Origin of the sequence: Streptomyces sp. NPDC058051 (assembly GCF_042885475.1) — a bacterium.
Lineage (GTDB): Bacteria > Actinomycetota > Actinomycetes > Streptomycetales > Streptomycetaceae > Streptomyces.
In genome coordinates this window covers 580,622-596,130 of the sequence record NZ_JBHVRW010000001.1, presented here as the reverse complement: position 1 = coordinate 596,130, position 15,509 = coordinate 580,622, and the positions used below count along the sequence as shown (strand labels likewise).

Here is a 15,509-nt window from a genome sequence, read left to right as displayed (position 1 = left end):
TGAACGTCGAACTTGCCCTAGAGTAGTTCTATGTCTATCGAACACCGTCGCGGTGTAGTGGTGCTCGCGCTGGTCGCGGCCTTCATGGTCTTTGTCGACGGCACGATCGTGAACCTCACCCTCGCCCAACTTGCCTCGCACTTACACGCCTCCCGCTCCGAGCTGGAATGGGCTGCGAACGCCTACACCCTTTCCTTCGCTGCGGTAATGCTGGGTGCCGGCGCGATCACGGACACCCTCGGCGCAAAGCGGGCCTTCGTGGCAGGCATGCTGGTCTTCACCGCATCCTCTGCGCTCTGCGCGGCCGCCCCGTCGATGCTGGTGCTCAACATCGCCCGGCTGGTCCAAGGGGCAGGCTCCGCACTTCTTCTGCCCAGTGCGCTCGTCCTGGCCACGGCATCCGCGGCCGATGAGCAGGCGCGGCACCGGCTCGTGGGCTGGTGGGCCGCCGCAGGTGGCATCGGAATGGCCGCTGGACCGCTCCTGGGCGGGGCGCTCGTCGCACTCGCCGACTGGCGGGCCGTGTTCGCCGTCAACGTGGTCATCGGAATCCCCGCCGCGGTCTGGAGCATCCGCTCGATGCCCTCCATCGCGCGTGGCAGTCGGCGCCTCGACATCGCCGGCATGGGCGCCGCGACCGCACTGATCGGCGGGCTGGTCTTCACTCTCATCGAAGCCCCCACGCAGGGCTGGCTGAGCCCCGTGGCCATCACCGCCGCCGCACTGAGCGGCGCCGGACTCGCCGGCCTCGTCTGGGCCGAACGATCCACCCGGACACCTCTTTTGCCGCCGGGCGTCTACTCCGACCGCGGATTCGTCGCAACAGCCGCACAAGGCGCATTGTTCAACTTTGCGTTCTACGGGCTGCTGTTCGCAATGAGCCTGATGCTCCAGCAAGGCCGCGGGCTCAGCGCCCTGGTGAGCGGGCTGTTGTTTCTGCCTCTGACCGGCCTCATCTCGATCGGCAGCGTCTGCGCCGCCCCGCTCGCCCAACGCATCGGACGTCGCGCCGTCCTGGGCATCGGCCAGGCCGTCCTGACCGCCACGTTCCTCGCGGTGGCGTGGGCCAGTACCGCATCCGCGCTCTGGCCACTGGTGCTTGCGCTTCTTCCCGCCGGGTTCAGCTCGGGACTGCTCGTGCCCACCATGACCTCGCAGTCCATCGCCGCCGTCGAACCCGCCCTGCACGGGGCCGCGTCCGCAGCGTTCAACACCTCCCGCCAGATCGGTGCAGCCATCGGCATTGCCACCTTCGGCCCACTCCTCGGGGCCACGCACAACCTCAGGGAGGGGTTCATCACCTGCGTGGTCGTCGGCGCCGCCGCCACCGCGGCCTCCCTCCTGCTGACCGCGCTTACACGGCCGGCCACCCTTGCTGCGCCCACAGACAGCCTGAATGCCCAAGCGCCATGTGCAACATCGGCCCATGACACTCCCGACAACCTGCCCGAACACGCCTGACAGTCCAAGGGGAACCGTGCACAAGAACGCGCGGTTGTCGCCGGAGGGGAGAAGGCGCCTCGTGGAACGCTGCCGCACTCGTCCGATCGTGCAAGTCGCCTACGAGACGGGCCTCTCCCGCGCGCATCGAAGCAGGTCAACCGATACCGCCGCCCGGCCTGAGCCGCACCCAGCGCGTCCGGCTCGCCCAGCAGCGTGTCATTCCCCGCCCCCTGGCCGCCCACGCTGTGGGGCTGAGCGGCAACGACGACATCATTCCTGCGAACCGTTGACGACTGGTTGAACGGGCAGAACATGGGGATTCCCACTCCTGGCATGAGTCGGCCGACGCCCCGGAGGGGCATCTGGCCGCCCTTGTTGACGTCGGGAATCTGCCAGAAGGTTGCTCCTGCCCCTGCTGCAATAGCGCTCACACTTCTTTGTGACGCCCCACAACAGGACGGGATTCGTGTCCACAGCAACGACTACTTCCATCGGCCCTGCTGAACTGCCGACCAGATCCCCACTCGTCTCGTGGCTAGCCGTGATTTCGGTGATGCTGGGCATTTTCTCCATCGTCACCACCGAGATCCTGCCCATCGGATTACTGACCTCCATCGGGTCGAGTTTCACCGTCTCCGATGGAATGGCTGGTCTGATGATGACCATGCCAGGCTTCCTGGCAGCCATCTCCGCCCCTTTGGTCACGGTAGCCACAGGGCGCATCGACCGGCGTCTCATGCTGGGGGCCTTCATCCTCCTGCTGGCACTGGCGAATTTCCTGGCGGCGGCCGCCTCCAGCTACTGGCTCGTTCTGGTCTCCCGTGTGATGGTCGGCATCACCATCGGGGGGTTCTGGTCGATCGGGGCCGGACTGGCCGGCCGGCTGGTACCTCCGGAGTCGGTCGGCCGGGCCACCGCAGTAATTTTCTCCGCTGTCCCGCTCGGATCCGTACTCGGAGTACCGATGGGCACGTTCATCGGCGACATCGCAGGATGGCGAACCGCCTTCTTCGTCATGGGAGTCCTGACTCTCGCCGTCTTCGTCCTGCTCGTCGTGGTACTCCCCCCTCTGCCTGCAGCGGAGCCAACCCGGCTGCGCGTGCTCACCGGCATGCTGAAAAGCATCAACACCCGGTTCGCGCTGCTGATCACCTTTCTCGTCGTGCTCGCCCACTTCGGCGCCTACACCTACGTCACCCCGTTCCTGGAGCAGGTGACTCACGTGGGTGCCGGGGCCATCACCGTCTTCCTCCTCATCTACGGGGCAGCGGGGATCGCCGGTAACTTCCTGGGCGGATCCCTCGTGACGCGTCATCCGAGGGCCACGTTCGCGGCAGCTGCCGCGATGATCGCCGGGGCAACGCTTCTGCTCCCCGTGCTCGGCGGCAGCCGGCCGGGCGCAGTGCTCCTGCTGATTCTCTGGGGTATCGCGTACGGGGCCGTCCCGGTCTGTTCCCAGACCTGGTTCGCCAAGGCCTGTCCCGATTCTCCCGAGGCTTCCTCGGTACTCTTCACCGCTTCGTTCCAGGCCACCATCTCGATGGGGGCCCTGGCCGGAGGTGTTGTGGTCGACCAGTCCTCCCCGTCCATGGTCATGGCCCTCGCCGGTACAGCCGCCGTCCTCACGGTGGTGGCGATCGGCGTCCACTACGCACGAAGGCTCACATGGCCCGACCCGGCTCACCAGTCGTAGGGCCATAGCTCCTCACCGGGCTCCCCGCCCGGTGTCCGGCCGCGGTGCGTCGGTGCCGTGGGGTTGGGCCCCCATGAGGACGTCTGCCGGCGATGCACGCGCCGTTCAGCGTGTCGACCCCGAAAACCGCCCTCCCGGGCCACCCGCGCGGCACACAGGTGACGCACTGCCCGGGGTTCATGCCGTGCGCGGGATCCGCTGTGCACGGCCGTGGAGCCGGAGCGCCGTTACGCACTCCACGATGCCGACCACTACCAGCCACCAGCCGGCGACCAGGGTGAGCACGGCGATCGAGGTGAACGGCGAGGTGATCAGCACGATCCCCGCGATGAAGGTGACGACGCCCAGGATGGCCTGCCAGCCGCGCGCGGGCATGGTGGGGTCGTGAACGGCGGCCAGAGTATGGGTGATCCCGCGGATCAGCCAGCCGATGCCGATCCACAACGCGAGCAACAGGATCGACTCCAACCTGCCCCGGAAGCAGAACAGGCCCAGAAGGATCGACAGGGCGCCGCTGATGAAGGCCAGGACACGCAGCGACGTCGCCCTGTGCGTGCCGAAGGCGGCCGCCAGTTGGAGCGCGCCGCTGAGAATGAGGTAGATACCGAAGAGGATCCCGGCGACGAGCAGGGACGGGCCCGGCCAGGCCAGGATCACGATCCCAAGGACCATGGAGGTGATGCCGGTGATCAGGACGACCTGCCAGGCGGTGCGGGAGAGACGGTGCAGGAACCCCTCGAAGGGTGGCTCCATGTAGTCCGGGTGCGGTTTCGGCGCGTGCACGTCACCCGCGGCACGGGCGTGGCGGTCGTCGTATTCCGGTCCCCGGGGGGAGCTGCTCGATGCGTCGGTCATGATCCATGCTTGTACCGGGCACGGGCGCCCCGCGACCTTTGCCGGTCCACCCGGCTGACGATGGAGGCACAGACCGCGCCGCACGAGGCCCGGTGAACCGCGGGCCGTGCCCAACCCGGTTCCGGTCAGCCGGGAGCCCGCAGGCGGGTCGCGTCCGCTCCGCCGACCGGGCCTCGGCGGACGGCGGCCTCCAGGCCGTCGCCGCGCAGCAGCTCCATGACCAGGAATGGCGCGCCTCCCTCGGCGGTGGCGGCCCTGCCGAGGTCGTGGACGGTGACGATGTGCGGATGTTGCAGCGTGGCGGTGATCCGCGCCTCGCGCGGAAAGCGGGCGCGTGCCTCGTCGGTGGCGTTCCCGCCGCCCGCGACACCGAGATCACCTTGACGGCGACCGCACGCCCCAGGACCTCGTCGCGAGCCTCCCACACCTCCCCCATCCCGCCCTGCCCCAGCGGCCTGACGAGGCGGTACCGATCGGCCGGTATGCGATCCGTCACAGCCCCAAGTCCCCCAGATTGCACCATGGTCGGAGCAAGCTGGACGCTGCGCAGCTCCGGCGCCGGGCGGGCGTACGGTCGGGTGGGCGGCGAACCGGCGGCCGGCGGACGACCGCGTCGTGCACGGTGCGGAAAGCAGGGCGGCGCGGTGGCGGGATCCAGCGGCGGAGGGCCGGTTTCGACGGCCTCCCTGAGCTGGAGCGTCCTGCCCTGCCAGTCGTAGGCCGCCCACGCCGGAGGTTCCGGCGCGGACGCGTGGGTCAGAGGGTGGCCGTGTACGGATCCCGGTCCAGCGGGACCAGCGGGATGGTGCCGGCCCGGCTGTCGACGTGTTCCGTCTCCCCGGAGACGACGGACCGGTCGATGGCGGTGAGGACGTCCAGGACGTGGTAGCCGAGGTCTCCGGTGGCGATGTGCGGCTCACCGGTACGGATGGCCCGGGCCATGTCCCATACCCCGAGTCCGCGGCCCGCCTCCGTGCCGACGGACTCGACCGGCTCCCACGCCGCCTCGCCGCTCGCCGAGTGCCCCCGGGTGATCCGCACGTCCCCGGCGAACGTGTTGGGGTCGGGGACGACGAGGGTGCCCTCCGTACCGGTGATCTCCACGACCCCATTGCGGACCAGATGGGAGTCGAAGCTGTAGACGCTCTGGCTGGTGGCCCCGCTCTCGAATGTGGCGAGTGCCGAGACATGGGTGGGGACGGCGACGGCGAATTCCGTACCGGCGCGGTCTCCCGCCCTGATGGTGCGGACCTTGCGCCCGGTGGAGCCCACGGCGGACACCCGCGTCACGGACCCGAACAGAGTGACCAGCGTCGTCAGGTAGTAGGGGCCCATGTCGAACAGGGGGCCTGCTCCCTCGGCGAAGAGGAATTCCGGGTTCGGGTGCCAGGCGTCGGGGCCGGGGGTCTGCATGAAGGTCTGGGCCGACAGCACGGCGCCGATGTCCCCGCGGGCGATCGCCCGCCGTGCCGTCTGCACACCCGGGCCGAGGACGGTGTCGGGGGCGACGCCCACCCGCAGTCCGGCCGCCGCCGCCCGGTCGAGGAGAGTGCGTGCTTCGAGCGGGTCGACGGCAAGGGGCTTCTCCGACCACACGTGCTTGCCCGCCGCGACGGCCGCCGTGCTGACGTCGGCGTGAGCTGCGGGGATGGTCAGGTTGACGACTATCTCGACGCCGTCGTGGGCGAGGACGTCCTCCGCCGTCCCCCACGCGCCGACACCGTGCCTTCGGGCCTGGGCCTCGGCGCGGTCGAGGGCGACGTCGCCGATGATCAGTACGTCCGTGTCGGGGAACCTGCCGAGTGTGGAGAGGTACTGCTCGCTGATGTTGCCGGCGCCGATGATGCCGACACCGACCGGACCGGAGCCAAGGCTCATCAGACGATTCCCTTCTCGTTGAGGTAGGCCACGGATCCCGCCACGCCCTCGAATATGTCGCCGGCGTAGTGGTCGAACTCCACGACCGCCCACGCGGTGTCGGGGGCTACGGCCAGGGCGGCGTCCACCGGGATCTCGCCCTGCCCCGCCGGCACCTGACGGGTCAGCGCGACGTCGAACGGGGCGCCGGACGTGTGCGGGTCGTCGATGACGGCGCCGTCCTTGATGTGCAACGCCCGCACGCGGGAGCCGAGCCTGCGCAGCAGCCCGACCGCGTCCTTGCCGCCGGCCGAGGCCCAGTACACGTCCACCTCCAGCCCCACCTCGGCGTCCAGCCGCTCCACGAAGCGGTCGTAGGCGTTCACGCCGTCGATGGTGGGGGTGAACTCCTGTGAGTGGTTGTGGTAGCCGACCTGCAGGCCGTGGTCGGCGGCGACGGAGGCCGCCTCGTTCAGGAGCGACGCGGTCCTGTCGATCTCCCGTGCCTCGGCCCACCGGGCGGCGGGCACCATCGGCTCGAAGACCGTCTCCAGGCCCAGCAGCTGGGCCGCTTCGAACGTCCGCCGCAGCGTGTCCGGTGTCTGGTCGGGGGAGGCGATGGCGGCGTGCCCGGTGCGTGCGGCCAGCCCGTGCCGGGCGAGGGTGTCCGCGAGTTCCTGCGGACGGTGGACGAAGTCGAACACCTCGACGTTGCGCAGCCCGATCTCCGCGAGGCGGGCCAGGGTGCCTTCTTCGTCGGCGTGAAGCGCGTCGCGCAGGGAGTAGAGCTGGAGTGACAACCGGGATGCGGGCATGCGGTGTCCCTTTCGTATTCGACGGTGGGTCGCGGGCCGAACGGTGACCGGCCGGGCCGGCGGAACAAGGGCGGGTCCGCACAGGACGGGACGGCCGGCCGGAGCGGTGAGGTCTGGCAGGGCATGCGGTGTTCCGGGCCGGGGGCGTTTCCGCCTCCGGCCCGGGGGCGTCACGCTGTCGTGTCCGTCGCGGCGTCCAGGGCCGTGACGTCGAACAGGTGAACCCGTTCGGGGGATGACGGCGGGCACTGGAGTCCGGCGTGGGCAAGTGCCGCGCCGGTGAGGACGACGCCTTGGCAGTCGGTGCCGAACCACTCCGGCCCGGATTCCGGCGGCACGCCCTCCCCCGCTCCCACCGGCCTGATCCGGTACCGGCGGGCCGGGTCGAGGCCGCGGAAGGTGAAACGGCCCGGCCGGACCACCTCCGAGCGTCCGGTCACCGCGAGGGAGAGCAGGGCACGGCTCCGGTCGGGTGCGATCACGCCGGTCAGATGCAGGCTGTCGTCCCACGGATCCTCCCGTACGAGCCGCCCGGTGTGGAGCAGGCCGCGGTAGGCGCGGTACAGGGCGAACCAGTCCCGCAACTCGGCCTGTTCCCGCTCGTCCGCCTCCCGCAGGTCCCACTCGACGCCCATGTGCCCGAAGAGGGCGGTCGCCGCCCGGAACGACAGGTCGTGGGTGCGGGCGGTGGTGTGGGAGCGGGGCGAGGCGATGTGGGTGCCGAGGAGTTCGAGCGGGACGAGCTGCGTGGTCCAGCGGTTGATCAGCTGGCGGTCCAGGGGGTCGCTGCAGTCCGACGGCCAGACCCGCTGGGTGCGTTCGAGTACGCCCAGGTCGATGCGCGATCCGCCGGACGAGCACGACTCGATCTCCAGAGCCGGGAAGCGGCGGCGCAGTTCGTCCATGAGCCGATACGCGGCGAGGGTCTGGGCGTGGACAGCGGGTCGCCGGGAGGCCCCGTGCCCGGCGTCCACGAGGTCGCGGTTGTGATCCCACTTGACGGCCGCGATGTCGTACTCCGTGAGGATCGCGGTCATGCTGTCCAGGACATGGGCGAAGGCGCCGGGGTGGGTGAGGTCGAGCACCTGCTGGTGACGGGAGGGCGGTGGCAGCCGGCCCCCGGTGCTGAGGATCCACTCCGGGTGGGCGCGGGCCAGCTCGGAGTCGGTGCTGACCATCTCGGGTTCGAACCACAGGCCGAACTCCATGCCGAGGGAACGGACATGACCGATCAGCGGGTGCAGGCCGTCCGGCCACACCTCCGGGTCGACGGTCCAGTCCCCGAGTCCTGCGTGGTCGGAGCGGCGCCCGCGGAACCAGCCGTCGTCCAGGACGTACCGTTCGACGCCCAAGGACGCTGCCGTGTCGGCCAGTTCGGTGAGTACGCCGAGGTCGTGCGCGAAGTAGACGGCTTCCCACACGTTCAGCGTGACGGGCCGTGGGGAGGCGGGATGCGCGGGAAGGGCCCGCAGGTGCCGGTGGAACAGGGCGGCCTGCGCGTCGAGCCCGTCCCCGTAAGCCCCGTACAGCCAGGGGCTGGTGTAGCTCCCGCCGGGCGGCAGGACGATCTCACCCGGCAGGAGGACTTCGCCCCCGCCCACGACCTGGTCGCCGGTGGCGAGGCGTTCCGCGTAGTGCCGCTGGTTGCCGCTGTGGCCGACGTGTACGCCCCAGACCTCGCCGGCGGCGAAGCCGAACCCGGGCGTGCCGACGGAGAGCACCAGAGGCGCGTCGGCGCCGGTGCGTCCGCGCCGGTTCTCCCTGACCCAGGCGCCGACCCGCAGGGGCGCCCGCTGGGGGGTGCGTTCCAGGCTCCAGCGGCCCGCGAGGTCGAGGATCTCCCGTGCCTGTGCGGGCAGGGGCAACGCGAGGCTCAGGTCGTCCAGTTGGAAATCGGCGGAGCCGGTGTTGCCGAGGGTCGCGCGGGTGCGCAGCAGTCCCTCCTCGTCCAGTTCGAGTTCCAGGAGGACCGAGAGGCCGGCGGCGGCATCCGTGCCCCGGACGCGCAGGGAGCGCTCGGTCGTCTCGGGGGGTTCCGTGGTGAACAGAGGTGACCAGTCCGCGCCGGAACGGCTGCCGCTGATGCCGGGTCTGCCCAGCCACGCCTCGCTCGCCTCGGGCAGGACCGCGAGCCGCACCGGCCGGTCGGGGCCGTTCGGGGCGACGTCCCGGACGGCCCCGCGTACCAGGGCGGTAAGGGCGATGTCGTCGAGCTCGCCGAGGGGGGCGCCCCAGTGGACGATCTCCGGGAGGCGGCCGTCGCCGAGGTCGACGACGACGCTGACCGTCCGGGCGCGTAGATGAACGATCGAGGCAGCGGGTTCGGAGCGCATGGTGCCTTCCGTGCGGTCTGTCCTGGCCGGGTCGGCCGGGGTGCGGGGTCGCGGTGGGGTCATACCCCGGGAAGCCGTCCGTCCCAGGGGACGAATGTTGCGAGATCGATGGTGTTGCGGACGCCACTGGGCCAGGTCACCGTCACGACGGTTCCGGCGACGCGCACGGCGGGCGGTTCGGGCGGCGCGGCCGGGGCGGAACGGGTGAGGGTGTGCAGGCTCACCAGTAGGGTGTCCCCGGCGCGGGCGGGGGCGTGGAGGGCCGGGACGGCGGAGCAGGGGCCCAGGGCGTCGGCGTCCCGGTAGGCGAACACGCGGGCGTCGTCGTAGCCGTGGAGCCCGGTGATGCGTGCGGTGAGACCGCCGGTGTTCGTCACGGTCGCCGACGGGGCGCCCGGGTCGCGTCGTCCGGTCGGCGGCACGTCGTCGGCGACGGCCCAGCTGCCCTCCCGGACCGTCCGTCCGCCGGGCGAGCGCACGAGGTGGGCGCGTACCTCGTGTTCGCCGTCCGGCAGCGACACGGAAACGACCGCGCAGCCGGGCAGTTGCCGTCCGTCGATCTGGGGCAGGTGCACCGACCCCGCGATCGTGCCGTCGACCCGCATCGCCCTGATCACACCGCGGCGGCTGGCCCGGCCGTCCGCGTCGACGAGGGCGAGGTGGGAGTCGACGTTCTCCTCCCAGGCGGCGCCGGTGCCGGGGGCCGTGTGGGAGGAGAAGGCGAGCTTGGCGTAGTGCGGGTCGTCGGGGTCCGGGCGGGTCGGTTCGACGGGGATCTCGCAGTGGTCGCTGCCGTGGTTGGCGAGCCGGACGATGCCGTCCCGCTGCGTGGTCAGCAGCCAGCCGAGCGCGGGCATCGGGTGGGTGCCGTGCTCGGTCTCGGTGGGCTGCGGCTCCTCCACGGCCGTCCACACGGGTGCGTCCGGGGCGAGGGCGAGACCGAGGAAGCCGATCCCGGCGAGGTAGGCCGACCCGAAGCCGCTGTAGCTCTGTGCGATCGGCTCGTAGGGCCGGTACCAGCCCAGGTCGAGGGGGCGGTCGATGCCGACGCCGTGGGCGGCGAACCGGGCGAGGACCCCGGAGGCGAGGCGTCGGGTGGTACCCGGCCGGAGCGGGTTGACGCCGGAGATCTCCGCGCACCACAGGGCGGCGAGCGCGGCGGTGCGGTAGCTGAGCGACCGTCCCACGTGCAGCATCGACCCGTCGGGGGCGACGGTCCGCGCCCAGGAGCTGACGAACGCGCCGAGGCGTTCGAGGTGGCGGCTGCCCTCGGGAGTGGTGACCCGGTCCGTCATCCGGTACCAGGCCCACAGGTAGGGGTGGATGGCCCAGGCGTTGTAGTAGTCGATGGCGTGCTCGGGGCCGTCGGTGTACCAGCCCTGCTCCAGGTACCAGGACTCGACGCGGCGCACGTTGCGTTCGCCGATGCACCCGGAGGTGTCCTCCCCCACCGACCGCAGGAACGCCTCGGCCATCGCGGGGAAGAGCTGCCAGTTGTTGTGCCACACCTCCAGGCGGGCGTGGTGCCGGAGCCAGTCGGCGATGCGGTGGCGCTCGGGAGCGGTGAGCCGGTCCCAGAGGCGGTCACGGCTGATGTACAGGCCGAACGCGATGTTCGCGGCCTCGACGATGGAGTTGGTGACGCCGGTGACGGGTGCGCGACAGGTGACGCCGCGCGGCCATGCTTCGGGGCCGTCCGGCTGGGTGCCGGCGAGCAGGGCGCGGGCGTAGCGCTCGGCGAGCGGTTCGGCGGTCTTCGCGTCGGCGCCGGCGACGAGCGGGGCGGCGAGGAGGAAGGAGCGGCCGACGGTCTCCATGCTCTCGCGGCGTTCCCCGTCCGGCGTGACCCGGCCGGGCAGACGTGGGAGGGCGCCGCCGGGGCTGTCGTGGTGCCGGACGTGGTCGAGCCAGCGCAGGCCGGTGGCTTCCCAGTGGGCGCGGGTCCAGCCGGTGAGGGGCGAGCGGTCGCGGTCGTCGGGGGGCAGGACGAACGGAGGCAGTTCCTCGGTCATGTGCCGGTGCTCCGGTGCGGGCCGGCCGGCGCGTCCTGTGCGGAGATGTTGCCGGTCGTGGTGTCGATGTTCCAATGGTCGCTCCATTCCAGGCGTGCCCGGCCGCCGCCGATGTGCAGCGGCAGCCAGACGGGTGGCGAGTCGGCCAACCGGTCCGGCAGCCACCGGTCGCCCAGGTAGACGTGGCTGGTGCGCTCGGTGCCGCACACCGTCGCGATCGCGCTGATCTGCGAGTCGTGGGTCGCCGAGCCCTCGGGGGCGAACAGCCGCCAGGGTGCCCAGGGGCCGGTGAGCGCGGGGGCGGTCGTGTACCGGTTGTCGTTGGTCGCCCAGCCGGTGAGGTCGGAGCCGAACAGGTAGTAGGTGCCGTCGACGCGTACCAGGGCGGGCGATTCGTAGCCGTGCCGGCCGTGGTCCGCGAGGGTCGTCGACACGAGGGAGTCCACGCCGAGGTAGTCGTCGGTGAGCCGGTAGATGTGCAGCCCGTGGTCCCGGTCCTCGGACAGCAGGTAGCCGACGCCGTCCTCGGTGTGGACGCCGATGTCGCGGCTGAGCCGGCCGAGCGGCCGCACGCTGCCCCGGTATGCGTAGGGTCCGGCGGGACTGTCGCCGACGGCGAAGCCGACCCGGGCGTCGGCGTAGTCCGCGGAGTCGATGTGCAGGAGCATCACGTACCGGCCGGTGGCCGCGTGGTGCAGCACCTTCGGCCGCTCCACCACCCGTCCCGGGGCGAGGTCGCCCGTACCGGCGGTCAGGGAGTCGCCCTCGTAGCGCCAGGTGGCCAGGTCGGGCGACGAGTAGCAGGCGATCGCGGAGAAGGTGCCGCCGTGGCGCTTGTCCTCGCCCCAGGCCCAGAAGCGGTCGCCGACGCGCAGCATCCCGATGCCGTGCAGTTGTGCGGCCCGGCCGTGCTGGTCGTGGAAGAGCCGTCCGGGTTCGATCGCACCGGATGTCGTGTGCTTCATGCCGCCTCTGCTCGCTCGATGCGCAGTACGTGCCCGGCGCGGGTGGCCGGTTCCCGCTGGACGAGGAGGGTGCGGTGCACCCGTTCGCCCCACACCCGCCGGAGCCTGTCGTCGTCCAGGTCGATCGCCTCGGTGCGGACCTCGAAGTTCTGGGTGTGGGCCCGCAGCAGGGCGGCTCCGACCCGGAGTCCCTCCGGGTGCGGGGCGGGCGGGAGGGCCGTCATGAGGACGAGGCCCATGGTGCGCGGCGCCTCGAAGGCCCAGTCGTCGCGGAGCAGTACGCCGCCCCGCTCGCGGTCGAGTTCGACGGTCCGCTCGCAGCGCACCAGTCCGCTCTCCGGCGGATAGGCGGAGGCGAGGTCCATCCGCAGCCGGGCCACGGTGCCGTCGTCCCCGAAGGTGACACCGGTCGCCCCGAACTCCTTGCCGTGCCTCTGCTCGACGCCGTCGGGCAGAGGCACGTTGTGCCACGGGCTGCGCATCGTCCAGATCGTGTAGCGGGTCTCGGGCTGGAAGGTCTCGCGGTGGTAGACACCCACACCGACGTCGATGAGGACCGGCTCGCCGTCGAGGGAGACGATGACACCTCCGGCATCGTTGTGGTTGTGGCTCACATCGTTGTGGCCGCCCTTCGCGGCGACGAACAGGCCGGCGGCGGACGCCCGTCGCTCCCGTGCGACCGCGATCCCGGTGCCGGGCAGATACCGCGAGGCCGGCATGCCCGGTGCCGCCTCACCCGTCGACGCCCAGTCCGGGGAACGGAGTTCGGCGAGCGTCCTTCGGAACAGGGGCGCGAGCTGGCCGTCGAACCGCAGGGGGTGGAGCCGTCCCATCCACCGCGCGTGGCGCACGGCGTCCTCGTCACCGACACGGGCCGCGAACCGGGCCAGCAGATGCCAGTTGGCGTTCTCCGGCAGCGCGGGCGAGCCGTCGGAGTAGTTGACCTGCGTGTCGGGGCCGATCTGCATGTCCACCGGGAACGATGCCATCGCCGCGACCGGGGGCACCGTGAAGCCGTCGAAGGCGCCACCGGTGATCTCCTCCAGCAGGTCCAGGGCCTCGAAGAGGGTCGCGCCGGCCCACCACCAGTACGTGGCGCCCTCGTCGCAGCTCCCGTCGGCGTCGTAGCCGGCGCGGAACCGGTCGAGGATCACCAGCGCACGCTCGACGGTCCGCTCCAGCTTGTCCCGGTCCGGCTCGGTCACCGCCGCGCACACCAGCACGTTCGACACGATCCAGGGGGCCCAGTTGTTCGGTGTCGCGTCGACGCCGTGCCAGAAGTACGTCTCGGTCTCCCAGGGACCGAGGACGCGCCGCCGGATCTCGTGGTGGACACGCCCGCGGATCCCGGGGAAGAGCTCCTCCAGGCGGGCTCCCGCGAAGGCGTCCACCGAGGCGAGCAGGGCGCCGGTGTAGGCGTCGGCGAGGTCGAGCACGTCACGGCCCGGCTCCGGGAGGAAGGGGCGGTGCCCGGACTCGGGGAGCGCGTAGTGGGAGGGCAGGCACCAGGCGGACAGTTCGCACAGGCGCCAGACGGCGTCGCCGAGCGCGACGGCGTCCTCGTCCTTGTCGTCCGCCGCCAGCAGCAGCGCCGTGGAGGCGAGGTGTCCGAGGAGAGCGTGCTCGGTCCGTTCGTGGGGGCGGCGGTCGCCGTCCCGGCTGTAGGCCGCCCAGGCGCTGAGACTCGGCATGTCCTGTGCCGCCCTGTCGCGCCAGTCGGCCGCGGCGCGGGCCAGCGCCGCGCGGTCGCTCTCGCCGAGGTGCGCCCAGCCGTCGCGGTCACCCACCGGCGGTGCCGGGGACCACGCCCGGACGCGCAGCGCGGCTCGCGCGTCCGGGGTGAGCCGAGAAAGGAAGGAAGGTGCGGAGGTCACGTTCGGCTTCCCTGCTTGTCGAGCTGTTCCATGTATTCCTTCCGGGTGGTGTTCCCGACGGAGGACTTCCAGGAGGAGATCGCGGACCGTACCGCGTTCAGGTCCGCGCGCCCGAGGATGTAGCTGTTGACGGTGTCGTTGAGGGTGCTCGTCGCCGAGCCCGAACGCACCGAGGTCGGCGAGTACAGCCCCTGGACGGGGTTCTCGACCAGCATGTCCTGGGTGGCGACCTGCCAGGCGTGGGAGCGCCGGAGCTGTTCGTCGATCCGGATGGGGTTGGTCAGCACCTGGGGGCCCTCGGTGACGCGGAAGAGGCCGCTGGGCTCGACCATCGTCCGGCCCGCCTTGGTGAGTTCCACGTTGTCGCCGTCGCGGGTGAAGTGGACGCCCTCCTTGCCGTTGCGGATCTTGAAGTACTCCTGGGAACCGTAGGGAGCGGCGAGGTAGTTGAGGATGCTGAGCTGTTCCTCGATCTTCTTCCGGCTCGCCTTCTTGAAGGCGGTGTAGCCGAAGCTCGACGTGCCCTGGTAGTTGGCGCCCTTGCCGCCGTCCGCGCCGAACGGGACGACGGCGCCCAGTACCACACCCTTCGGCAGGGTCGTGTCGAGCAGCGAGGAGATGCCGTCCATGTGCATCAGGACGGTCCCGCTGGCGAGGTAGGTCTTGGCCTGTGAGTTCTCCAGGCTGGGAGTGTCCGGGTGGTAGTAGCCGGCCGCGTAGAGCTTCTTGATGTAACTGATGGTCCGGATCCACTCGTCCGTCTCGTACTTGTTGACGAGCTTGCCGCCATCGAGCTTCCAGCCGTTCGGTACGCCGAAGACGGCGCCGATGATGTCGAAACCCCACTCGACGCCGTTGGCGCCGCCCTGTCCGCAGATCGCGTACCGGTTGGCCTTGGCGTTGGTGACCTCCTTGCACAACGCGGTGAAGTCGGCCTCGTTCTTCGGCGCGGGCTCCTGCCCGGTCAGTTCCTTGATGACGTCCGGGCGGCAGACAAGGATGCTGCCGAACGGCGGGCGTGGCTCGGGAACGCCGTAGATACGGCCGTTGATGCGGGCGCTCGCCCACGAAGCCTCGGGGAGGTTGGCCAGGTTGGGGTACTTCTTGACCTCGTCCCCCGACAGGTGCTCGGACAGATCCTGGAACTTCGCCTGCAGCAGCTGCGGATATCCCTGCGGCGGCGCGAAGGTGAGGAACTGCACCAGGTCGGGCAGGTCACCGCCGGCCGTCATCGTCGCGAACTTGGACGCGTAGGAGTCCCCCGGCACGAGCTGGATGTCGAAGGTCGTGTCGACCTGCTCGCCCATGTACGACAGGTAGCTGTTGCCCGCCGGCGGCGGGGAGTAGTACGTGACGACGAACGCCGATGTCTTCCCGCCGGAACCGGCCTTCCCCGTCACCGACCGGAACAGCTCGCTCTCGGCGGGCGACCGGTAGTACACCGGTTGCACGATGCCGTTGCCCTTCAGGGCGGGGGCGGGCCCCTTGGTGATGGGGACGTAGGCGGGCAGCTTCGCGATGTCGTTGGATACCGCGGTGCCTCCGCCGGAGCCCGAACAGCCGACGAGCGCCTGGCCTGTGCCGAGGGCGGCGATTCCGAAGGCCGCGCCTCTGAGCAGGTTGCGCCGGCTCATTCCCGGCGAGGTGTAACGGTTCATCGTG

11 protein-coding genes are annotated in these 15,509 nt (G+C 70.9%); 2 read left to right on the top strand and 9 right to left on the bottom strand.

All coding sequences use genetic code 11. The features are described from left to right. Positions 1-30: 30 nt before the first annotated feature. The gene (locus ACFVUT_RS02500) at positions 31-1,461 is read left to right on the top strand and encodes an MFS transporter (RefSeq protein ID WP_389642999.1); all 1,431 of its coding nucleotides are present in this window, start codon (positions 31-33) and stop codon (positions 1,459-1,461) included. Positions 1,462-1,909: 448 nt separating this feature from the next. Next, complete coding sequence (locus ACFVUT_RS02495; protein ID WP_389642996.1) at positions 1,910-3,136, top strand: MFS transporter; 1,227 nt, start codon at positions 1,910-1,912, stop codon at positions 3,134-3,136. 177 nt (positions 3,137-3,313) lie between these two features. On the opposite strand, the gene ACFVUT_RS02490 is transcribed toward ACFVUT_RS02495, so the two are convergent. From ACFVUT_RS02490 to ACFVUT_RS02450, 9 genes are all read right to left on the bottom strand, one after another. After that, entirely contained in the window at positions 3,314-3,991 is a 678-nt protein-coding gene (locus tag ACFVUT_RS02490; protein ID WP_389642993.1) for an HdeD family acid-resistance protein, read from the bottom strand. 125 nt (positions 3,992-4,116) lie between these two features. Further along, positions 4,117-4,416, bottom strand: a complete 300-nt coding sequence (locus ACFVUT_RS02485; RefSeq protein WP_389642990.1) for a hypothetical protein — start codon at positions 4,414-4,416, stop codon at positions 4,117-4,119. A gap of 331 nt (positions 4,417-4,747) precedes the next feature. Further along, positions 4,748-5,869, bottom strand: coding sequence for a Gfo/Idh/MocA family protein (locus ACFVUT_RS02480; protein WP_389642988.1), 1,122 nt, complete (start codon positions 5,867-5,869; stop codon positions 4,748-4,750). Next, positions 5,869-6,663 carry a sugar phosphate isomerase/epimerase family protein gene (locus tag ACFVUT_RS02475; RefSeq protein ID WP_389642985.1) on the bottom strand — a complete coding sequence of 265 codons (795 nt, stop codon included), beginning with the start codon at positions 6,661-6,663 and terminating at the stop codon, positions 5,869-5,871. Before ACFVUT_RS02475 ends, ACFVUT_RS02480 begins: the two co-directional genes overlap by 1 nt. A 170-nt stretch (positions 6,664-6,833) precedes the next feature. Next, positions 6,834-8,996 (bottom strand): alpha-galactosidase, encoded by a 2,163-nt coding sequence (locus ACFVUT_RS02470; RefSeq protein WP_389642982.1) that lies wholly within the window; start codon positions 8,994-8,996, stop codon positions 6,834-6,836. A 59-nt stretch (positions 8,997-9,055) separates the two neighbouring features. After that, positions 9,056-11,008 (bottom strand): DUF2264 domain-containing protein, encoded by a 1,953-nt coding sequence (locus ACFVUT_RS02465; protein ID WP_389642979.1) that lies wholly within the window; start codon positions 11,006-11,008, stop codon positions 9,056-9,058. Further along, positions 11,005-11,973, bottom strand: coding sequence for a family 43 glycosylhydrolase (locus ACFVUT_RS02460; protein WP_389642976.1), 969 nt, complete (start codon positions 11,971-11,973; stop codon positions 11,005-11,007). Before ACFVUT_RS02460 ends, ACFVUT_RS02465 begins: the two co-directional genes overlap by 4 nt. Beyond that, positions 11,970-13,847: a heparinase II/III family protein gene (locus ACFVUT_RS02455; protein WP_389642974.1), complete on the bottom strand. Its 1,878-nt coding sequence runs from the start codon at positions 13,845-13,847 to the stop codon at positions 11,970-11,972. Before ACFVUT_RS02455 ends, ACFVUT_RS02460 begins: the two co-directional genes overlap by 4 nt. Beyond that, the gene (locus tag ACFVUT_RS02450) at positions 13,844-15,505 is read right to left on the bottom strand and encodes an extracellular solute-binding protein (protein ID WP_389642971.1); all 1,662 of its coding nucleotides are present in this window, start codon (positions 15,503-15,505) and stop codon (positions 13,844-13,846) included. Before ACFVUT_RS02450 ends, ACFVUT_RS02455 begins: the two co-directional genes overlap by 4 nt. Positions 15,506-15,509 lie beyond the last annotated feature (4 nt).